The sequence below is a fragment of the Mycobacterium shunyiense genome (assembly GCF_058270035.1).
Window position 1 is genome coordinate 561,205 of the sequence record NZ_JBZDPT010000047.1, and the last position, 20,733, is coordinate 581,937.

Genomic DNA, 20,733 nt, shown 5'->3' on the forward strand with positions numbered 1-20,733 from the left:
TCGCTGGAGCCAGATCCCAGTGGCCGTGTGCGCTGCACACTGACTCGCGGGGAGCTAAAAATTCCGTTTGGGAAGTAACTGTGAGGAAGATCAACATTCCTTAATGGAACGTTGTCGATCCACTAAGGGCCTGTTACGTTCAGCCGATCAAACGCGGTCGGATGGGGTTTTCCGTCGGCATGCGCCGAACCGGAGAGGTGGATTTTGCCGTGGCTACGCTGTTTCGGCTCGCCAAACGCTTCTGGATTCCTTTGGTGTTGGTGGCGGCGCTTGCCGTCAGCGGCTTCGCGATGAACCGGATGCACGGCATCTTCGGGACCCACATCAACACCGATCCGGGCCAGTCGGCCGGGGACGACATCGTCGAGTTCAACCCCAAGCGCGTCGTCTATGAGATCGAGGGGCCCAGCGGCACCAGCGGTCATGTCAGCTACCTCGACGCCGACGCCCAGCCGCACACCGAGAGCTTCACGTCGCTGCCATGGCGACACGAGGTTGTCACCACCCTGCCGACGGTGTTCGCCAATGTCGTTGCCCAAGGAGATAGCGAAGTGATCAGCTGCCGGATCGTCGTCAACGGCGAAGTCCGAGACGAGCAGACCGTGAACCAGCATGACGCGCAGGCCTTCTGCCTGGACAAGGCCGCCTGATGGGCAACCACGAGCACAACGGCTCCGAACTCAAGGACACCAACCACAAGGGAGTCGCCCGCGTCATCCGCGTGGCTGCGATCCCCATCATCCTGGCGTGGATCATCCTCGTCGTCGTCCTGAACGCACTGGTCCCCCAGCTCGAGGTCGTCGGACACGAGCACGCCGTGTCGCTTTCGCCACAGGACGCACCGGCGTTGGTGGCGATGAAGAAGATCGGCGAGCGCTTCGACCAATTCGACTCGGACACCATCGCGATGGTGGTGCTGGAGGGCGACCAGCCGCTGGGCACCGAAGCCCATCACTACTACGATGAGCTGGTCCGCACGCTTCAGGCCGATACCGAACACGTTCAGCACGTACAGAACTACTGGGGCGACCTGATCACCGCTGCCGGCTCGCAGAGCACCGACGGCAAGGCCGCCTACGTCCAGGTCAACCTCGCCGGCAACCAGGGTGAGACGCTGGCCAACGAATCGGTGGCTGCAGTACGCAAGATCATCGACGACTCGCACCCGCCTGCGGGGGTGAAAGCCTATGTCACCGGCCAAGGTCCGCTCACCACGGACATGAACGAGGCCGGCGACAAGAGCATGGTCAAGATCACCTTCGTCACCATCGCAGTGATCGCGGTGATGCTGATCGTCGTCTACCGGTCGTTCGCCACCATGCTGCTGATGCTGATCGTGGTGCTGTTGGAGATGTCCGCCGCGCGTGGTGTGGTGGCCGCGATCGGCCACGCCGGGATGCTCGGTTTGTCGACGTTCTCGGTGAGCTTGCTGACCTCGTTGGCCATCGCGGCGGGAACCGACTACGCCATCTTCCTCGTCGGCCGTTATCAGGAGGCCAGACAAAAGGGCCAAGAGCGAGAAAATGCCTATTACACGGCATTTCACGGTGTCGGCCATGTCATCCTCGGTTCCGGTCTCACCGTTGCCGGCGCCATGCTCTGCCTGCACTTCACCCGCTTGAACTACTTCAGCTCCATGGGTGTCCCCAGCGCCATCGGCATGTCCGTGGTGGTGCTGGCTTCTCTCACGCTCGCGCCGGCGATGCTGGTGGTCGGTAGCCGGTTCGGCTTGCTCGACGCCAAGCGCGAGATCCGCTCGCGGGGTTGGCGCAGGCTCGGCACCTCGGTGGTGCGCTGGCCGGTGCCGATCCTCGCCGCCGCCATCGCCGTGGCGCTCGTCGGGCTGCTGGCGCTGCCCGGCTACAAGACGTCCTACAACGAGCGGCTCTACATCCCCAAGGATCTGCCGTCCAACGTCGGATATGCCGCCGCGGAACGCCATTTCACGGCTGCCCGGATGAATCCAGATCTGCTGCTCGTCGATGCGGGACGGGACCTGCGCAACCCAGCCGACATGATCGTGCTGGACAAGATCGCCCGTGAGCTGATCCGCGTACCCGGCGTCGCCCGCGTGCAGAGCATCACCCGGCCGCTGGGCCGTCCCATCGCGCACAGCTCGGTGCCCTTCCAGGTGAGCATGCAATCGGTGTCGATGACCGAGAACCTGCAGTTCCTCCGCGAGCGCATGGGCGACATGAACACGCTGACCGATGATCTCGGCCGGATGATCGTGATCATGGAGAACATGCTGGGTCTGATGAACCGGATGACCGGTATCACCCACGAACTCACCGCGAGCATGAACGACATGCAGGCCAGCACCAACGAAATGCGGGATCACATGGCTGATTTCGATGATTTCATGCGGCCGATGCGGAACTACCTGTACTGGGAACCGCACTGCTACGACATCCCGATGTGCCAATCCATGCGCTCACTGTTCGACGGGCTCGACGGCATCGACACCATGACCGAGACCCTCTCGGAATCGGTGAAGAACATGAACGAGATGGACCAGCTGATGCCTCAGCTGGTGGCGCAGCTACCACCGATGATCGCCATCTCGAAGTCCATGCAGGGCACCATGAAGACGATGTTCAGCACGTTCAACGGGCTGGTCGACCAGATCGGCAAGATGACCGACACGGCATCGGTGATGGGCCAGGCATTCGACGACGCACGCAACGACGACTCGTTCTACCTGCCGCCCGAGGCGTTCGACAACCCGGACTTCAAGCGCGGGCTTGACCTGATGGTCTCGCCGGATGGTCAGGCCGCGCAGTTCATCATCACCCACGACGTGGATCCGGCCACCTCCGAAGGAATTTCGCACGTCGACCCGATCCTGAAGACGGCGCGCGAGGCCATCAAGACGACGCCGCTGGCCGACGCCAAGATCTACCTCGGCGGCACCGCGGCCACCTACAAGGACATCCAGGTCGGCGCCCAGTGGGATCTGCTGATCTCGGCCTGCGGCGCAATCACGTTGATCTTCATCGTGATGCTGTTGATCACCCGCGCCCTGATCGCGTCATTCGTGATCGTCGGCACCGTGATCCTTTCTCTGGCAGCATCGTTCGGCCTGTCGGTCCTGGTGTGGCAGTACCTGCTCGGAATCGACCTGCACTGGATGACGCTGGCGTTCTCGGTCATCATCCTGCTGGCGGTCGGATCCGACTACAACCTGCTGGTGGTCTCACGGATGAAGGAAGAGGTCAGCGCTGGCATCAACACCGGCATCATCCGGGCCATGGGAGCCACGGGTGGCGTGGTCACCGCGGCCGGCCTCGTGTTCGCCTTCACCATGGCTTCGATGGCCACCAGTGATCTGATCGCGATCGGCCAGGGCGGCACCACCATCGGCCTGGGCCTGCTGTTCGACACCCTTGTCGTTCGCTCGCTGATGACTCCCACAATTGCCGCGATCCTGGGCCGCTGGTTCTGGTGGCCGCTACCGATACGCCAGCGGCCGGCGCGTTTTCTCTCCGATCGGACCACACCGATACCGGTGGCGAGAATGTCGTGACCCGCGTCGATACCATCGACGCATGAGCACAGGCGAGCTCTCGGCCACCCAGGCGCGCACCCGTGGTGCGATCATCGAGGCCGCCGCCGCGGTCCTAGCTGACGACCGGACCGCGACGTTGCCCGATATCGCCAACGCGGCCGGGGTCGGCCGCACCACCGTGCACCGCTACTTCCCCGACCGGGAATCTCTGATCAACGCGACGATTGTCGACTCGGTACAGGTCGTGACCAACGCCGTGGCCGCTGCCGCACCTGAGGACGGCTGCGCGGTCGAGGCCATGCGGCGCGTCATCAACGCGATGATCTCCGTCGGCAACCGACTGCTGTTCCTGTTCGACGACCCGAATGTTCTCCGCGGCCTGCCACCCGAGGCGGTGCCGGACAACAGATATCTCACCAGCCTGATCGAACGCGGCCAGGCCGAGGGCGTGTTCGATCCGGAGTCGAGCACCCAGTGGCTCGAACACGCGCTCTACGGTCTGGTGATGTGGGCCTGTCAGGACTCCAAGGACGGCCTCATGCCGCAACACGCGGCCGCACCCGCCGTCATCCGCACCTTCGAGCGCGGCGTGCGTTGCCGCGACTGACTCAGCGCACCCCTCGATGCGCCCCGAACTCCTCGGCGAGGAACGCCAGCAGCACGTCGTTGAACTCGCCGGCATGGCTGATCGGGATTCCGTGGGGCCCACCGGCGATGACGTGTAGGCGGCTGTCGCGCAACGCCTCGTGGGTGCGTAGCCCGGACCCCTCGAACGGCACAGTCGTGTCGGCATCCCCGTGAATCACCAGACTGGGCACCGTGACTCGTGGCAGGTCCTCGCGGAAGTCGGTATTGCCGAAGGCGGTGAGACAGGCGAGCGCGGCGTGCTTGTTGGCCTGGCCACACATCGCCAGCGTCTCCCGGCGCCGATCCTCGCTGATCACCAGTTCTCCGTTGACCGAGAAGACATCGGTCATCAACTGGTCGTAGAACCCATCCTGATTCTTCGTCAGCGACATCGCCATCTGGGCCGCCTCCGCCTTACCCAGCGGCCCGGCGGGATTGTCGCGAGAATGCAGCATGCAGGGAGTCACCGACGACGCAAACACCGCGCTGCGGACCCGTGCGGTGCCTTTGCGGGCGCAATAACTGGCCACTTCTCCCCCACCCATCGAGAAGCCGACCAGTGTCGCATCATGCAGGTCCATTTCCTCCATCAATGCCGACAGGTCATCCGACAGGGATTCGTAGGTGTATCCCACCAACGATGTGTCGCTGCGACCGAAGCCTCGGCGGTCATAGGTGATCACCCGGTAGCCGGCGGCTGTCAGCGCCTCGACCTGTGGAGCCCAGGACTCCCCGGTGAGCGGCCAGCCATGGATCAACACCACGGGCCGTCCGTCACCACCGGTGTCCTCGACGTGCAGATCGATCGATCGAAGCAGACCGCGATATGCGGTGATCGCCGTCATGGGCAGCATCCCTCCAGCCGTGTCGGTATCCGGTCAGCTCAGTGCATTACCCAGACACCTCCGGCCGAAACCTGCTCGGACTACCGGCTTCGCTGAGCGGTCACCGCCGCCAGAACAGATGATGGGTGACCGCGCCGCCGGGGCTCGGCACCACGTCATGGTGGAACCGGTCGTTCAGCTCATCGGGCGACTCCCACAGCCGCGACCCGCTGCCCAACTCGATCGGCGACACCGCCACATGCAGGGTGTCGATCAGGTCGGCGTCGAGGAACTCCCGGATGGTGCTCGCTCCCCCGCCCAATCGGACGTCCTTGCCCTGCGCGGCGCTGCGGGCCTGCTCCAGAACCGTCGCCGGATCCGCGTCTACGAAATGGAAGGTGGTGTCGGACAGGGTCAACGACGGCCGCTCGTAGTGGGTCATGACGAACACCGGAGTGTGGAACGGCGGCTCCCCGCCCCACCAGCCCTGCCAGTCGGCGTGATCCTCCCACGGACCGCGGTACGGACTGAACTTGTTGCGGCCCATGATCTCGGCGCCGATGTTGTGGTGGAAGTCCCTCGTGAGGTAGTCGTCCAGGCCGCGACTGCCGCCCGGCTCCGTCCGGTTGGGCCAGCTCGCCGTGGCACCGGCCCAGGCGAACATCTCGCCCGGTTCGGCATGACCGAACGGTCGCTCGAAACTCTGGTTCTCGCCGGCGCCGAACCCGTCGCCGGAGACGTTGAAGTTCTGGACCTTGAGCAGCTGGGCCACGCGTTCTCTCCCGTTCAGTCAACAATGGATGCTGATTGGACTTGAGAAGAGAGTAGAACTCATCGCACGCGGCGGACGCTACCGCGTGGCCTCCAATTGACGACGGACTTCGAGGCGACGCAGTTTCCCCGACGAGGTGCGTGGCAACGACCCCGGTGACATCAACACCACGTCTGCGGGCGTGACACCGCACACGGACACCACGCGCCGGATCACGGCGCTGCGGGTGGTGTCCTGTTCGGTCCCGATGAACTCCGCAGCCACCAGCAGACGCGATTGCGCGGCGCCGGATTCCGTGCCGACGGCGACGACCGCCCCTTCGCGGACACCGTCCACCTCGCCGACGACCTGTTCGATCTCGGTGGGAAAAATGTTGCGCCCGGCGATCGTGATGACCTCCTTGGAGCGTCCACAGATCACCAATGCACCGTCAACGAGGTAGCCGATGTCGCCGGTCGGGAACCACTGGCCGCTGCTCCCGGCATCGACCGGTGTGTTCCCCAAATAGGACGTCATCATCGAGGAACCACGGATCTCGACCTCGCCAGACGCGCCGGTCTCATCGTGCGCAGACGGGACGATGCGGATCTCCATGCCCGGCACCGGACGCCCCAGCAACGCGTAGCGTCGGCCGGTGGCAGGGGTGTCTTGGGCCACGGGGGCACTGATGCGCAGGCCTTCCCCGGGCGCGGGAATGGTCACCGCACAGGTTGCCTCGGCCATCCCGTACGCGGGCGCCATGGCTCGCGCGTCGAATCCGAACCTGCTCATTCCGACGGCAAACCGATCGACACCGGCACAGTCGACGGGCTCACCACCGTTGATCGCGATGCGCACCGCACCGAGGTCGACGTCGGAGACGCGGTTGGCGAAACGGCCGAGTACCGAGTAGCCGAAGTTCGGTCCGGCGGTGAACGTCGCGCACGATTCGGACAGCCATTCCGCCCACCGCAGTGGCGCAGCCGAGAAGGCGCCCGTGGGCGCCAGCCACAGCGGCATACCCGACATCGTCGACGCCAACACCATCGCCAGGCCCATGTCGTGATAGACCGGCAGCCAGGAACATCCGACATCGTTGCGGCTCAACGACAATCGCTGCGTGACGGCCAGAATGTTGTTGAGCACCGCCTCGGGCGCCAGCATCGCAGTCCGCGGCGTGCCGGTGGACCCGGCTGTGCCCTGCAGGATCGCCACCTCCGCGTTATCGGGATACCGAAGCTGTCCCGATGTCGATGTCCGTGCGGCATCGGCGACATCGCACACGGTCAGCGGTGAGCCGGCATCCCGCAACAGCTGCAGGGTGGTGCCGTAACTGAACACCGTCGTCACGCCGATGCTGCTGAACCGGGACATCGTGGCTCGTGCCCACTCGGACGGTTCGGCACCACGCTGGGGACGGGGCAGCAGCGATACACCCGAACCCGCCAGCCACGAGCCCTGTATGGCGGCAATCAATTCCACCGTCGGTTCGCCCACGAGACCAACCGCGCCCGGCTGGTCACGGCCCAGCAGGTAGGCCGCAATGTGCTCGGCGAGCCCGTGTACTTCCGGCCAGGGGCGGCGCTGCCAGGTATCGGTGTCGCGATCCAGGACCACCAGATCATGCGGTGAGCCGACCATCGCCTCCCGCAGAGCACCTGCGAGCGGGTTCACGCTGCACTCCTCTGGTCGATCACCGACTGCAGATCGCCCACGGTGCTGCAGGTGATGAGGTCCTCCTCGCTGAGCTGCACACCGAACTTCTCCTCGATGGTCACCAGTCCCACCGCGAAAGAAACCGAATCCATGCCGAGGTCGTCGACGAGACGCGTACTGGCACTAAGTGTTTGACATGGGAGTTCGAGATCGTCGCGCAGAATCGAGACCAGCCCGTCGGATACGGCGGTCGATGCGGATGAATCGGTAGTGGTCATGTGTGATACCCGGCCGGCCGAAGCGGCCGGCCTCACCTTTCGTTTGCGTACTGGAGCGGTAGATTCGGATGGAATCGACTGTCAGTCAGTCGGTTTGACAAAACTCGGTGCGGGCCAGCGCGTGCGGGCAGTGTCCCGGTCAAGTTGGTAGAGCGCCATCCTGCGGTTGGACATCTCGTGTTCTCCGAGGAACCGACAACCGGCGAACTCGCACAACCCACGCACGGTGGTGTTGCGGTGGTCAGGGTCGAACATGATCCGCTCACAATCGGGATCGGCGGCCAGGACACTGGTGACAATCTTGGGCAGCAGCATCGGGCCGAGGCCCCGGTTGACAAGCTCTTCGTCGGCTATCGCCCCGTGCAGGCCGAGATCGTGCGGTTCACTATCATATCGGTCGGCAATGGAATCCTTGGCAGCACGATAGATTTCGAGATATCCACGCGCCACGCCGCCGATGCTCAGGACGAGCGGCAGTGAATAATCGCCCTCTAGTTGGGCTTTCAGATGTTTACGCCAGCGCTGCACCGGCCAGTCATATTCCCAGGTCTTCGCCAGGTGCGGACGGTTCATCCACTCTGCGATCATTCCGGCATCGTCACCGGTAGCTACCCGAATCTTGCTCGGTGGCAACAGCCGCGGAACCGGCGGTCCCGGTGCGCGCCGCACCGCCTCGGAAACATTCTTGAGTTCCCTTGGCAGCACCGGGTAGTCATCCAGCCGCGACGCGTTGGTCACGCCGTTCGCCGTGGCCGAGTCAATGAAATACCAGTTGCGCTGTGCTGCAGCACTTCATCACACGTCAAAGCCCATCCCCCTGTCTCGGGCGCAGGTCGGGGGCGCCACGTCAGTGGGGCGCCACGCTCAAACCCGCAGCCTCCTTCGATCAGCGAGGCGAGCCTAACCAATGAATTTCCTATGATGGGGCCTCCCCTTTTCGGAGCGTGCACCCCCTCATCGGCGGCCTGAAACAGCCGTCAATATTCGGCGCGAACTTCAAAAGTGCCGAGCAACAGTATTTTTCGCGCTCTCAGCAACCGGTGCACTGCCTCCAGGCGCGGCGAGTAATTTGACGTTGACGATACGGGCCGCTGCGACCCGATCGGTCCGTCACGGCGAACAGCGCTGCCACGTGGCCGGAGTGGTTATGGTCGACTTTCCTCATCGCCGGGCTCATCGCAGCCAAGTCTGCGCGTCGCCGGCCAGCACCGAACACAGCCGAAATCCAGAAAACAACCGTTGTGGGCCCGTTCGGTGGCGGCGGTCAACCCCAGATCGCCTGCAGCATCGTGATGGTGTCCAGTGTCTCGACGACGTCGTGCACCCGGATGACATCGACGCCGGCGGCCCAGGCCGGCGCGATCACGGCCAGCGAGCCGGCCAGCCGATCAACGACTTCGCGGCTGGTGACGCGGCCGATGAATGTTTTTCGACTGACACCGAGCAGCACCGGAAATCCGTAGGTGCACAGTTCAGGGAGCCGCCGCAGCAATTCCAGACTGTGCTCGGTCGATTTCCCGAATCCGATGCCCGGGTCGATCCACACCGGCCCGGCACCACCGGCGGTGGCCGTTTGTGCGACCCCGGTGACCAGGCTCGCCACCTCACTGACCACATCCTCATACTCGGGGAACACTCCGGCGAGGACGGGCACCGTGTGCGAGTGCATGCTCACGTACCCGACGCCGAGCCTCCCGGCAAGGTCATAGAGTTTGCCCGAGACGTCGTTGATGATGCCTGCCCCCGCCCGCACCGCTGCCTCGGCCACTTCACGATTGCGGGTGTCCACCGACACCGTGCCCAGATCCGACAACCCGGCGACGACGGGCAGCACACGAGCGAGTTCCTCGTCGACTGAAACCGGCACCGCACCCGGTCTCGTCGATTCACCCCCGACATCCACCGCCCACGCACCGGCTTCGAACATGCGCCGTCCGGCCGCCACCGCGAGTGCGGAGACATCGAATCTGCTGTCGACCCAGAATGAATCGGGCGTGGCATCCAAGACGCCCATCACCCGCATCGGGGTGGGACAGGATCGTGCGTTCATCCCGGTCTGCTCAGGAGGACTGCCTGGGCGACCAGTAAGCCAGCATCTCGGCGAACGTTTCGAACGCGGGTCTCGAAACGCCGTATGGCGCTTCGAAATGCAGACTCACCGGGTAACCCAGGTCGACCACTCCATCGATGACCCGCTTGTAGAGGTCAACCAATTGTCGCCGTTTGGCTGCGGGTTCACCGGCTGCCAACGATCTGACGAAGTCCTGTTCCTGCGCGACGGCTTCATTGCCCGGGTCCTGGATCAGCCAGTCGATGAGGCCGACTCTGGTCTCGACCTTCGGCACGAAACCGAACGACAACAGCACCTCTGGCCGGTGATCGCTCGACCGCGCGAAATCGCCGAGGAAACCGACCACCGCGTCCGAGTACAGCAACTGGGTCATGGCGAAGGTGGCGCCCTTGTCGCATTTGAACGAGAACCGGCTCTCTTCGCCGGCGCGGGTGGGGATGAGGATCACGCCACGGTTGGCGACCAGGCCGTCGAATTTGGCCAAGGCGTCGGCCGGTGCGACACCCGTGCCGTCGCCGTCGTTCATGGAGCGGGGCACGCCGACGAAGATCACGCCGTCGAACCCGGACTCGCCGAGGCCGGTCAACCGCTGACGTAGCGCCGTTTCGTCGGAGAACGAGGTGACCTGCGTGCACAGGCCACGGACACCCGGCAGCTCGGGTTGCAGGATCGACCAGTAGTCGAGGACGTCCATCTTGGGTTTCATCTCGATGGGTCGGTCGTCGTCTTCGGCGATCATTCCCGGGATCATGACGTGACCGAGACGTCCTCCCACGCCGAACTCGGCGGAGAGCCGCGCCACCTTCTGCGCTTCGGCTACGGCATCGCCCGTTGCCCGATCGAGATTGGGTGGCACCAACTCGAGCGCGACGGTTCTCATGGACACAAGTACCTACTGACCCACGACGACCAGGAGGTCGCCGCCTTCGACTTGCGCGGTCGGGGCGACCGCGATTCTGGTGACGGTGCCGGATTCCGGTGCCGTGATCGCCGCTTCCATCTTCATCGCCTCGATGGTGGCGATGGACTGGCCGGCCTCGACCGCGTCCCCTTCGGTGACATTGACTGTGACCACCCCGGCGAACGGCGCACCGATGTGGGCTGGGTTGGCCCGATCGACCTTCTCGGCTACCGGGACCTCGCTGGCAATACTGCGGTCCCGCACCACAATCGGTCGTAATTGTCCGTTGAGGATGCACATCACTGTCCGCATTCCTCGCTCATCGGGTTCGGAGATTGCCTCCAGCCCGATCAGCAGTTCGACGCCGGGTTCGAGTTTGACCCGGTGCTCCTCACCGTGACGCAGACCGTAGAAGAACTGGTTGGCGCTCAGACGTGAGGTATCGCCGTACTCGTCGCGATGCGCCTCGAACTCCGCTGTAGGGCCCGGGAACAGCAGCCGATTCAAGGCGGCCTGACGCTTCGGCCCCGGCGCAGCCAGCACCGTTTCGTCCTCGGCGGACAATTCCTGGATCGACTTGGCCGGGCTCCGGCCGTTCAGCGCCTTGGTCCTCAGCGGTTCCGGCCAGCCGCCCGGGGGCTCTCCGAGTTCGCCTCGCAGAAAACCGATCACGCTGTCCGGGATGTCGTATCGAGCCGGGTCGGCGGCGAAGTCGTCGGCGTCGATACCCGCGCCCACCATCGCCAGTGCCAAATCGCCCACGACCTTGCTCGATGGGGTGACCTTCACCAGCCGTCCCAACATTCGGTCCGCGGCGGCGTAGTTCGCCTCGATGTCCTCGAAGCGGCCGCCCAGACCGAGCGCGATGGCCTGCTGACGGAGATTGCTCAACTGTCCGCCCGGGATCTCGTGCGTATACACCCGGCCCGTCGGAGAAGGAGGGCCCGAGGCCGCGACATCAAATGGCGCATATACCTTCCGCAACGCCTCCCAGTAGGGCTCCAGGTCGCACACTGCGTCGAGCGAGACGCCGGTGTCGTACTCGGTGTGCGCGGCGGCGGCCACGATCGAGGACAACGCCGGCTGACTTGTCGTGCCCGCCAATGGAGCTGCGGCACCGTCGACAGCATCGGCGCCGGCCATCCAGGCCGCCACATAGGTGGCCAACTGCCCACCCGGACTGTCGTGGGTGTGTACGTGCACCGGAAGGTCGAACCGCGATTTCAGAGCCGACACCAGCGTCGCGGCCGCCGGCGCCCGCAGCAAGCCCGCCATGTCCTTGATGGCCAGAACGTGCGCGCCGGCCTCGACGATCTGCTCGGCCAGACGCAGGTAGTAATCCAAGGTGTACAGCGACTCACGCGGATCGGACAGGTCGCCGGTGTAGGACATCGCAACTTCGGCGACCGTGGTTCCGGTGTTGCGGACCGCGTCGATGGCCGGACGCATCGAGTCCAGGTTGTTCAGCGCGTCGAAGATCCGGAAGATGTCCACCCCGGTGGCGGCCGCCTCATCGATGAACGCACGCGTCACGGTCTCCGGGTACGGCGTGTACCCCACGGTGTTTCGGCCCCGCAACAACATCTGCAGACAAATGTTGGGCAGCGCTTCGCGCAGCGCCGCCAGCCGCTCCCACGGATCCTGCTTGAGGAACCGGAGTGAGACGTCATAGGTGGCACCGCCCCAGCACTCGACGGACAGCAGCTGCGGCATGGTCCGGGCGATGTACGGCGCGACCCGCAGCAGGCCGCTGGTGCGCACCCGGGTCGCCAGCAGCGATTGATGGGCATCGCGAAAGGTGGTGTCGGTGATGCCGACAGCACGACTGTCGCGCAGCCAGGAGGCGAACCCTTCCGGCCCCAGCTCGGTCAGGCGCTGCTTGGATCCCGACGGCGGGGCCACGCTCAAATCACACGCGGGGAGCTTGTCGCGCGGATACACCGCCGAGGGTCGCGGACCGTGAGGCTGGTTGACCGTCACATCGGCCAGATAGTTGAGGATCCTGGTGCCCCGGTCGGCACTGCCGCGTGCAGTCAGCAGTTCGGGTCGTTCCTCGATGAAGGACGTCGTCACCCGCCCGGCCACGAAGTCGGGGTCCTCCAGGACCGCGGCCAGTAACGGGATGTTGGTCGATACTCCACGAATCCGGAACTCCGCGACCGCGCGTCGGGCCCGCGCCACTGCCGTCGAAAAGTCTCGTCCCCGACAGGTCAGCTTCACCAGCATGGAATCGAAATGCGCGGCGACCTCAGCGCCGAGGTTGGTGCCGCCATCCAACCGGACGCCGGCGCCGCCCGGTGAGCGGTATCCGGTGATGCGTCCGGTGTCAGGACGAAAACCGTTCGAGGGGTCTTCGGTGGTGATCCTGCACTGCAGGGCCGCACCGCGAATCTTCAACGCGTCCTGAGTGAGTCCGAGATCAGCCAGGGACTCCCCGCCCGCGATGCGCAGCTGACTCGACACCAGGTCGACATCGGTGATCTCCTCGGTCACCGTGTGCTCGACCTGAATCCGGGGATTGCACTCGATGAACACGTGGCGCCCCTGCTCATCGAGCAGGAATTCCACCGTACCGGCGCACGAGTACCCGATCTGACGAGCGAACGCCACCGCGTCGGCACAGATCCTTTCCCGCAGTTCGGGATCCAGATTTGGGGCGGGCGCCAGCTCGATGACTTTCTGGTGACGCCGTTGCACACTGCAGTCACGCTCGAAGAGGTGGATCACGTTGCCCTGCGTGTCGGCCAGGATCTGTACCTCGATGTGGCGCGGGTTGATCACCGCCTGCTCGAGGAACACCGTGGGATCCCCGAACGCCGACTGTGCCTCCCGGCTCGCGGCCTCGATCGCGTCCTTCAGGTCGGCCGGGTCGTTGACCTTCCGCATCCCCCGGCCCCCGCCACCGGCAACCGCTTTGACAAACACCGGGAAACTCATCGATTCGGCGGCTGCCAGCAGTTCCGAGATCGAACTCGACGGCGCAGACGACGCCAGCACCGGGAGTCCGGCCCTGCGGGCCTCGGCGATGGCCCGGGCCTTGTTGCCAGTCAGCTCCAGCACGTCGGCCGAAGGCCCCACGAACGCGATACCGGCCTGATCGCATGCCCGGGCCAGCTCAGGGTTCTCAGAGAGAAACCCATAGCCGGGATAGATCGCATCGGCGCCCGCATGGAGAGCGACCCGGATGACCTCATCGACCGAAAGATAGGCCCGGACCGGATGTCCTTCCTCGCCTATCTGATACGACTCGTCGGCTTTCAGCCGGTGCTGAGAATTACGGTCCTCGTACGGATAGACCGCGACCGTTGCGAGACCGAGCTCATAGGCCGCGCGAAACGCACGGATCGCGATCTCTCCCCGGTTGGCGACCAGAACCTTGTCGACCACTGTTTCCTTTCCTATCCCGCGAGCAGACGTGTAGGTACCCGTAGGGAGTGCTTTCCGGGTACCTACACGTCTGCTCGCCGGAAAACGGGCGAACTAAGCCAGGACCCGTTGCGGGTGCCCGCTGTATTCGCTGAGTGGCCGGATGAGCGCGTTGGAGGCCGCCTGTTCCATGATGTGGGCCGTCCAACCGGTGATCCGGCTCATCACGAAAAGCGGTGTGAAGCTGGGAATGTCGAACCCCATCAGGTAGTACGCCGGGCCGGTCGGGAAGTCCAGGTTGGGCTTGATCCCAGTGGCGGCGAGCATGTTCTGCTCCAGGCGCTCGTAGAGGTCGAGCCAACGCTGACCGTCGCGCACCGCAGCGACCTGCTGGAGTGCGGCCTTCATGGTCGGTACCCGGGAATCGCCGTTCTTGTAGACCCGGTGCCCGAATCCCATCACCTTGTCCTTGCGGGACAGCTTGCCGTGCAACCATTCCGCGGCGTTCTCGGCGCCGCCGATCTCCAGCATGTCGTGCATGACAGCCTCGTTGGCCCCGCCGTGCAATGAGCCCTTCAGCGCACCGATCGCCGCTGTCACCGCGCTGTAGATATCGGACTGCGTCGAGGTGACCACCCGCGCCGCGAACGTCGAGGCGTTGAAACTGTGCTCGGCGTAGAGGACCATCGACTGCTCGAACGCCTTGACGATCACCGGATCCGGCACCTCGCCGAAGCACATGTTGAGGAAGTTCTCCGAGTAGTCCATGTGGCTGTGCGGGGCAATCGGTTCCAGGCCGCGACGCCGGCGCATATCGGCGGCGACGATGGTTGGCAGCACCGCGAACATCCGCAACGACTTCGCGAAGTTGGCCGAAGGGGCGCTGTCGTCCTCCTCCGGGTCTTCCGCACCGAGATAGCTGATCGCGGTCCGGACCACGTCCATCGGATGGCAGGTGTCGGGAATCTTGGCGAGCAGCGACTGCATCGAGCGGTCGATGCGGCGCGAGGCCCGTTCACGCTGGGAGAACAGGGCCAGCTCCTGATCCGTGGGGAGTTCACCGTGCCACAGCAGGTAGGCGACCTGCTCGAAGCTGCAGTGCGCGGCAAGATCCTGCACGGCGTAGCCCCGGTAGGTCAGGGAGTTGGTTTCCGGGACCACCTTGGAGATCGCGGTGGTGTCGACTACCACGCCGGCCAGGCCCTTGTGGATGTTCGGCTTGACTGTGTCGTTCGCGGTAGCGGTCATCGTGTCGCCCCTTGCAGCGAGAAGTTGTAGATATCCGAGTCGAACTGGTTGTAGTCGTTGTAACGCAGGAGCTCGTAGAGCCGGCTCCGATGCTGCATCTGGTCGAGAAGTCCGGATTGTGTTCCTGCCGAGTCGATCTCGCGCAACCCGACCTCGACGGCCTGCATCGCCAGGCGCAGCGTGGTAACCGGGTAGATCACCATGTTGTAACCGATCTCCGACAGCTGCCGAGTAGTCAGCAGTTCGGACTTGCCGAACTCGGTCATGTTGGCCAGCAGTGGAACGTCCACTGCCTCACGGAACTGTTCGAAATCCGCCGGGGTGTGCAGAGCCTCGGTGAAGATCAGGTCGGCGCCGGCGTCGGCGTAGGCCTTGGCCCGGTCGATCGCCGCGGGAATCCCCTCGATCCCCGCGGCGTCGGTACGGGCACAGACGATGAAGTTGGGATCGCGCCGTGCCGAGACGGCAGCACGCAACCGCTTGACCATCTCCGCGGTCTCCACCACGGCCTTGCCGTCGAGGTGTCCGCACCGCTTCGGGTTCACCTGGTCTTCCAGGTGCAGCCCGGCCAGGCCCGCATCTTCGAGCAGTGTCACGGTGCGGGCCGCGCTCATCGGTTCCCCGAAGCCGGTGTCGGCATCGATGAGCGTCGGAAGGTCGGTGGCCGAAGCGATCTGGGCACCACGGCCTGTCACCTCGGTCAGCGTCGTCAACCCGATGTCGGGCAGGCCCAGGTCTGCGGACAAGACCGCGCCGGAGACATAGACGCCGTCGAAGCCGATCTCGGCGACGAGCTTGGCCGCCAGCGGCGAGAATGCCCCCGGAAAGCGCAGGAGCCGACCCGATTCCAACCCGCGGCGGAACTTTCGGCGCTTCTCCGAGGCAGGGACCGCAGAGCCGAGCAGCCCGCCCGCGCTCATCTCAAGCCCGCTACTCTCCGCGCAAGCGCTCATCGGAAAATCCCCGAGGGAATCGTCGGCGCCTTGTCCAACACCCGTGGATCGACGCGGACATTCAGGGCACCGAGTCCACCGGACTTGGTCGCCGAGACATTCTCGACGGCAGACAGGAAGCGCTTCTGCTCCTCGGCTTCGACGACGCCCTCCGCCAATTCGGCGAACTTGGCGACGTACTGCTCGCGCTCGAAAGGCCGTGCGCCGAGCGGGTGGGCATCGGCGACCGCGAGCTCGTCGACGATGGTCTCGCCGCTCTTGAGCGTGACGACGGCCTTGGCGCCGAATGCCTTCTCGGCCGGATCGTTGGAGTGATAACGCCGGGTCCACTCCGGGTCTTCGACCGTGGAGATCTTGCGCCACAACTCGATGGTGTCGGGCCGGTGCGCGCGCTCGGGGGCGTAGGACCGCTCGTGGTGCCAGGTACCGTCCTGCAGCGCGACCGCGAAGATGTACATCACCGAGTGGTCGAGCGTTTCCCGCGACGCGTCGGGGTCGAACTTCTGCGGATCATTGGAGCCGGTGCCGATCACGACGTGAGTGTGGTTGCTGGTGTGCAGCACGATCGTGGCGATCTGATCCAAATCGCCGATGCGCTCGCGCATCCGGCGGGCCAGGTCGATCGGCGCCTGGCTCTGATACTCCGCCGAATGCTCCTTGGTGTAGGTGTCCAGGATGGCGCGCTTGGGTTCGCCCGGGCCGGGCAGCGGAACCTGGTAGGTGTGGTTCGGGCCGGACAGCATCCAGGCGATCACACCGTCCTCGCCCTCCCAGATCGGGGCGGGCGAGCCCTCGCCGCGCATCGCCCGGTCCACGGCCTCGACCGCGACCTTGCCGGCCCACGCCGGTGCGTAGGCCTTCCAGCTGGAGATCAGCCCCTTGCGGGACTGGCGGGTGGCAGTGGTGAGATGTAGCGCCTGACCGATTGCGGCGTAGATGGTTTCGGGATCGAGTCGCAACATGGTGCCCAGGCCGGCGGCGACCGACGGGCCCAGATGCGCGACATGATCGATCTTGTGCTGGTGCAGGCAGATGCCCTTGACCAGGTCGACCTGCACCTCGTAGGCCGTGGCGATCCCGCGGATCAGGTCCGATCCGCCCACGCCGAGCTGCTGTGCCACCGCGACCAACGCCGGGATGTTGTCGCCTGGGTGCGAGTATTCGGCGGCCAGGAAAGTGTCGTGGAAGTCCAGCTCGCGAACGGCGACGCCGTTGGCCCACGCCGCCCACTCGGGCGAAACCGTGCCGTCGACTCCGAACACCGTGGCTCCCCGCGGGGTCTTGTGGGCGAGTGCCTGCGCACGGGCCACCGTCACCGGCCGGCGGATCACCGACGCGGCCGATACCGCGGCGTTGTCGATGATGCGGTTGATCACCATCGCCTCGGTCTCAGGCAGTACGTCCACCGGGTCTGCCGCGATCTCGGCGATCTTCCAAGCCAAGTGCTCGGTGCGGGGGAAGTCCTCGGCGCTGCGTCGGGTTCTGACGTCGTGTTCAAGCATGTTCCGCACGGTACGCAGAGGCGATGACCAGCGGAAGTACCTGTAAATGCGTACTTTTGTGTCCTTGGATGACCATTTTTGCGAACGTTGCGAAACCCGATCGGGGTAGCGTCGGCAGCGTGACGAAGACATTCGCCGGCGCCCGTCTGCGACGGCTACGCGACGAGAGGGGCCTGACACAGGTCGCGCTGGCGCGCGCGCTGGGACTGTCGACGAGCTACGTCAACCAACTCGAGAACGATCAGCGTCCGATCACGGTCCCGGTGTTGCTCGCCCTGGCTGACCGCTTCGACCTGCCGACTCAGTACTTCACCCCCGATGCCGATGCCCGGCTGGTGTCGGATCTGCGCGAGATTCTGGCCGACGGCCCGACCACCTCGGCCCAGATCGAAGAGCTCGTCGCGCGCATGCCCGAGGTGGGCCAGGCAATGGTCACCATGCACCGCCGGTTGCACGACGCCACCGCCGAGCTGGAGGCTGTCCACGGCCGGACCAACTTGGATGCGCAAACCGGTACCCAACAGCCGATGCCGTTCGAAGAGGTACGTGATTTCTTCTACGACCGGCGCAATTACATCGATGCACTCGACCGCGCCGCCGAAGACCTGTTCACCCGTCACCGTCTCCAGATCGGCGGCCTCGACCGGCAACTGGCCGATCTGTTGTCCACGGAGTTCGGCATCTCGGTGATCGTGGACAACGGAGATGTCCTGGGGTCCAGCGTCAAACGCCGGTACCAGCCCGAAGCCGGCACACTCCACGTGGCGCGATGGCTGCTGCCGGGCCAGCGCGCATTCCAGCTCGCCACCCAGATTGCCTTGCTGCTGCACTCTGAGCTGATCAACTCCATCGTGGCCACCGACGACCAGTTGAGCTCGGAGGCAAGGGATGTCGCGCGGATCGGGCTGGCCAACTACTTCGCCGGCGCCCTGTTACTCCCCTACCGGATGTTCCTGTCCGCCGCCGAGGATCTGCGTTACGACATCGATCAGCTCGCCCGGCGGTTCGAGATGGGATTCGAGACGATCTGTCATCGGCTGTCCACTCTTCAGCGGCCGGATGCGCGTGGCGTACCGTTCATCTTCGTTCGCACCGACAGCGCGGGAAACATCTCGAAGCGGCAGTCCGCCACCGCCTTTCACTTCTCCCGGGTGGGCGGAAACTGTCCGCTGTGGGTGGTGCACCACGCTTTCTCCCGTCCCGGCGAGTTCTTGACCCAGGTCGCTCAGATGCCTGACGGCCGGAGCTATTTCTGGATCGCGAGAACCTCGGCGTCGGCACCGAGCCGATATCTGGGTACACCCAAGAGTTTCGCCATCGGGCTCGGCTGCGACCTGAGCCATGCCGACAAGCTCGTCTATTCGGCGGGCATCGATCTGAGCGATCCCGAGGCCACGGTGCCCATCGGCGCGGGTTGCCGGATCTGCGACCGCCCGGCCTGCCCGCAACGGGCGTTCCCCTACGTGGGCCGACCGGTGCAGGTCGACCCGCAGACCAGCAGCAATCTGCCCTACTCACCGACGGTGTGACCGGCGCTGTCGACGTTCGGGCGGCAGAGCCGAGCAGATGTGCAATCCGCGAGTTCAATGCGAGAGAATGGCCCGGTGGACTGCGTGGTGGCACGAGAGGCGCTTTCGGCGCGCCTGGATGGGGAGCGTGAGCCGGTCCCCTCTGCGCGCGTCGACGAGCATCTGCGTGACTGCCAGGAGTGTGCCAACTGGTACGACCGGGCCGGAGCGCTGGGGCTGCAATTGCGCGACCTGGCCGACACCGGACTGATCGGCGCAGTCAGCGGACGCCCGGACCGCGGGGCCGGCGCGCTGAGCGGACTCTGGCACCGGCTGAGCCCACACCTGCTGACCACCGCAATCATCACCATCGGGATCGTCCAGCTGGGCTTGGCGGTCGCGCAGGCGGCAGGCATCAATTTCGGGATGGTTGCAGCCCACCATGGCTCGGCCAGCGGAGCCCACCTGCTGAACGAGTCCACGGCGTGGTCCGCGGCGCTGGGAATCGCGACGATCGCGATGGCCTTCCGCCGTCGAATCGCGCCCGGTCTGGCGTGCGTGCTGGTGATCTACTGCGGATTCCTCACCTATTACGTGGTGTCGGATGCGCTGGCGGGACTCGTCACCCCGGTCCGGGTCCTGAGTCATGTCCCGGTGGCTCTGGCGGCGATCGTCTCGATGTGGGCGTCGCGCACCAAGCGACCGAACGACCCGTCGCCCAGGGCACACGGTGAAGATGACGAATCGGGCCCGGCCGCACCGACCCGTCGTCATCTCCGTGCCGCGGACGACCCGGCCGCCTGAGCCGCTTACACCATCACGCCGAACATGATCGCCATACCGGCGGCCATCATCGTCCGGCACAGTGTGCCGAAATGCGAGAACGGCGAAGTGTCGGACTGCTGACGTGCCGCGAAGTAGCGGTGCAGCCACACCGCGGCGGCAATCGTGAAACCAATGGTCAGCAGCCAGTTGACGGCAGGGATCCAGAGCGGCGGCTGCGCCGAGACGTGTTCCATGGCCATCGTCGTGCTGCCATGGTGTCCGGTCATGTGCATGGCGTGCATGTCCTGACCGCCCGCGGCGACCGTTTCGGTATGGCGCCCAAGCACATTGCCGTTCATGGCGGCGTACATCCAGGCCATCGCCAGCATCATTGCGGCGTGATAGCCGTCGATCACCCGCCCCTGGGTCGTTGCGGACCTCAGCACACCGGCCAGGAACCAGGCCGCGGCGACCAGGAAGAAAAACATCGGGCCGAGTGTGGGCAGTTCGGCCCCTCGCGGCCAGGCCATCACCATCATCGCGACGGCCATCGCCAGATGCAGCAGCTGGCTCATCACAGCGCTCGGCCGGCCACGCGAGCCCACCAACGCGTAGGCGCACTCGACCGCGCTCAACGCGAACAACCCCGTCACAACCCAGCGGAGTGCAAGATCGGCGATCATTCCGGGTCCTGTCTACAAGAGTGTCGGGCGGCTTCGTCTCTTGGTCGCAGACGAGAGTGCCAGAGTTCCCGCACCCATCAGCACTACGACAC

General features: G+C 65.0%; 17 protein-coding genes. 5 read left to right on the plus strand and 12 right to left on the minus strand.

The window, feature by feature from the left end; genetic code table 11:
• Positions 1-209: 209 nt before the first annotated feature.
• The 3 genes from AC4ELS_RS29835 to AC4ELS_RS29845 are packed head-to-tail and all read left to right on the plus strand — an operon-like array spanning position 210 to position 4,115.
• Complete coding sequence (locus AC4ELS_RS29835) at positions 210-650, plus strand: MmpS family transport accessory protein (protein WP_413784897.1); 441 nt, start codon at positions 210-212, stop codon at positions 648-650.
• Entirely contained in the window at positions 650-3,526 is a 2,877-nt protein-coding gene (locus tag AC4ELS_RS29840) for an MMPL/RND family transporter (RefSeq protein WP_498887850.1), read from the plus strand. Before AC4ELS_RS29835 ends, AC4ELS_RS29840 begins: the two co-directional genes overlap by 1 nt.
• A 22-nt stretch (positions 3,527-3,548) precedes the next feature.
• Positions 3,549-4,115, plus strand: a complete 567-nt coding sequence (locus AC4ELS_RS29845; protein ID WP_082941552.1) for a TetR/AcrR family transcriptional regulator — start codon at positions 3,549-3,551, stop codon at positions 4,113-4,115.
• A gap of 1 nt (position 4,116) precedes the next feature.
• Here the strand turns inward: AC4ELS_RS29845 and AC4ELS_RS29850 are convergent, their stop codons facing one another.
• The 11 genes from AC4ELS_RS29850 to prpD all read right to left on the minus strand — a co-directional run bounded on the left by AC4ELS_RS29850 (position 4,117) and on the right by prpD (position 17,685).
• Complete coding sequence (locus AC4ELS_RS29850) at positions 4,117-4,980, minus strand: alpha/beta fold hydrolase (protein ID WP_499050557.1); 864 nt, start codon at positions 4,978-4,980, stop codon at positions 4,117-4,119.
• A 100-nt stretch (positions 4,981-5,080) separates the two neighbouring features.
• Positions 5,081-5,731, minus strand: a complete 651-nt coding sequence (locus tag AC4ELS_RS29855; protein WP_499050559.1) for a dihydrofolate reductase family protein — start codon at positions 5,729-5,731, stop codon at positions 5,081-5,083.
• A gap of 78 nt (positions 5,732-5,809) precedes the next feature.
• The gene (gene mbtM, locus AC4ELS_RS29860; protein ID WP_499050562.1) at positions 5,810-7,384 is read right to left on the minus strand and encodes a long-chain-fatty acid--ACP ligase MbtM; all 1,575 of its coding nucleotides are present in this window, start codon (positions 7,382-7,384) and stop codon (positions 5,810-5,812) included.
• On the minus strand, positions 7,381-7,680 hold the full coding sequence (locus tag AC4ELS_RS29865) for an acyl carrier protein (RefSeq protein ID WP_269085837.1): 300 nt from the start codon (positions 7,678-7,680) through the stop codon (positions 7,381-7,383). The genes mbtM and AC4ELS_RS29865 overlap by 4 nt, the downstream gene beginning before the upstream one ends.
• A 45-nt stretch (positions 7,681-7,725) precedes the next feature.
• A complete protein-coding gene (locus AC4ELS_RS29870; RefSeq protein WP_418010969.1) occupies positions 7,726-8,349 on the minus strand; it encodes a GNAT family N-acetyltransferase in 624 nt (207 codons plus the stop codon).
• 559 nt (positions 8,350-8,908) lie between these two features.
• Complete coding sequence (folP, locus tag AC4ELS_RS29875) at positions 8,909-9,694, minus strand: dihydropteroate synthase (protein ID WP_499050563.1); 786 nt, start codon at positions 9,692-9,694, stop codon at positions 8,909-8,911.
• Positions 9,695-9,704: 10 nt separating this feature from the next.
• Positions 9,705-10,595: a mycobacterial-type methylenetetrahydrofolate reductase gene (locus AC4ELS_RS29880; RefSeq protein WP_499050566.1), complete on the minus strand. Its 891-nt coding sequence runs from the start codon at positions 10,593-10,595 to the stop codon at positions 9,705-9,707.
• Between the two features lie 12 nt (positions 10,596-10,607).
• Positions 10,608-14,003 (minus strand): pyruvate carboxylase, encoded by a 3,396-nt coding sequence (locus tag AC4ELS_RS29885; protein WP_499050568.1) that lies wholly within the window; start codon positions 14,001-14,003, stop codon positions 10,608-10,610.
• Between the two features lie 93 nt (positions 14,004-14,096).
• The gene (locus tag AC4ELS_RS29890; RefSeq protein ID WP_499050571.1) at positions 14,097-15,230 is read right to left on the minus strand and encodes a bifunctional 2-methylcitrate synthase/citrate synthase; all 1,134 of its coding nucleotides are present in this window, start codon (positions 15,228-15,230) and stop codon (positions 14,097-14,099) included.
• Positions 15,227-16,150: a methylisocitrate lyase gene (gene prpB, locus AC4ELS_RS29895; protein WP_498887903.1), complete on the minus strand. Its 924-nt coding sequence runs from the start codon at positions 16,148-16,150 to the stop codon at positions 15,227-15,229. Before prpB ends, AC4ELS_RS29890 begins: the two co-directional genes overlap by 4 nt.
• A 29-nt stretch (positions 16,151-16,179) precedes the next feature.
• Positions 16,180-17,685 carry a 2-methylcitrate dehydratase PrpD gene (gene prpD, locus AC4ELS_RS29900; protein ID WP_064880029.1) on the minus strand — a complete coding sequence of 502 codons (1,506 nt, stop codon included), beginning with the start codon at positions 17,683-17,685 and terminating at the stop codon, positions 16,180-16,182.
• 68 nt (positions 17,686-17,753) lie between these two features.
• Between prpD and AC4ELS_RS29905 the strand changes: the two genes are divergently transcribed.
• Both AC4ELS_RS29905 and AC4ELS_RS29910 read left to right on the plus strand, forming a co-directional pair.
• On the plus strand, positions 17,754-19,214 hold the full coding sequence (locus AC4ELS_RS29905) for a short-chain fatty acyl-CoA regulator family protein (protein WP_499050574.1): 1,461 nt from the start codon (positions 17,754-17,756) through the stop codon (positions 19,212-19,214).
• A gap of 84 nt (positions 19,215-19,298) precedes the next feature.
• Positions 19,299-19,997 carry a zf-HC2 domain-containing protein gene (locus AC4ELS_RS29910; RefSeq protein WP_236734861.1) on the plus strand — a complete coding sequence of 233 codons (699 nt, stop codon included), beginning with the start codon at positions 19,299-19,301 and terminating at the stop codon, positions 19,995-19,997.
• Positions 19,998-20,002: 5 nt separating this feature from the next.
• On the opposite strand, the gene AC4ELS_RS29915 is transcribed toward AC4ELS_RS29910, so the two are convergent.
• Positions 20,003-20,641 carry a DUF5134 domain-containing protein gene (locus AC4ELS_RS29915; RefSeq protein ID WP_499050577.1) on the minus strand — a complete coding sequence of 213 codons (639 nt, stop codon included), beginning with the start codon at positions 20,639-20,641 and terminating at the stop codon, positions 20,003-20,005.
• Between the last annotated feature and the right edge of the window lie 92 nt (positions 20,642-20,733).

Bases quoted from the DNA above. Each gene is read 5' to 3' on its own strand.
- AC4ELS_RS29840 (WP_498887850.1), top strand. From the start codon at position 650: ATGGGCAACCACGAGCACAACGGCTCCGAACTCAAGGACACCAACCAC.
- AC4ELS_RS29845 (WP_082941552.1), top strand. From the start codon at position 3,549: ATGAGCACAGGCGAGCTCTCGGCCACCCAGGCGCGCACCCGTGGTGCG.
- AC4ELS_RS29850 (WP_499050557.1), bottom strand. From the start codon at position 4,980: ATGACGGCGATCACCGCATATCGCGGTCTGCTTCGATCGATCGATCTG.
- folP (WP_499050563.1), bottom strand. From the start codon at position 9,694: ATGAACGCACGATCCTGTCCCACCCCGATGCGGGTGATGGGCGTCTTG.
- AC4ELS_RS29880 (WP_499050566.1), bottom strand. From the start codon at position 10,595: ATGAGAACCGTCGCGCTCGAGTTGGTGCCACCCAATCTCGATCGGGCA.
- AC4ELS_RS29890 (WP_499050571.1), bottom strand. From the start codon at position 15,230: ATGACCGCTACCGCGAACGACACAGTCAAGCCGAACATCCACAAGGGC.
- prpB (WP_498887903.1), bottom strand. From the start codon at position 16,150: ATGAGCGCGGGCGGGCTGCTCGGCTCTGCGGTCCCTGCCTCGGAGAAG.
- prpD (WP_064880029.1), bottom strand. From the start codon at position 17,685: ATGCTTGAACACGACGTCAGAACCCGACGCAGCGCCGAGGACTTCCCC.
- AC4ELS_RS29905 (WP_499050574.1), top strand. From the start codon at position 17,754: ATGACCATTTTTGCGAACGTTGCGAAACCCGATCGGGGTAGCGTCGGC.
- AC4ELS_RS29915 (WP_499050577.1), bottom strand. From the start codon at position 20,641: ATGATCGCCGATCTTGCACTCCGCTGGGTTGTGACGGGGTTGTTCGCG.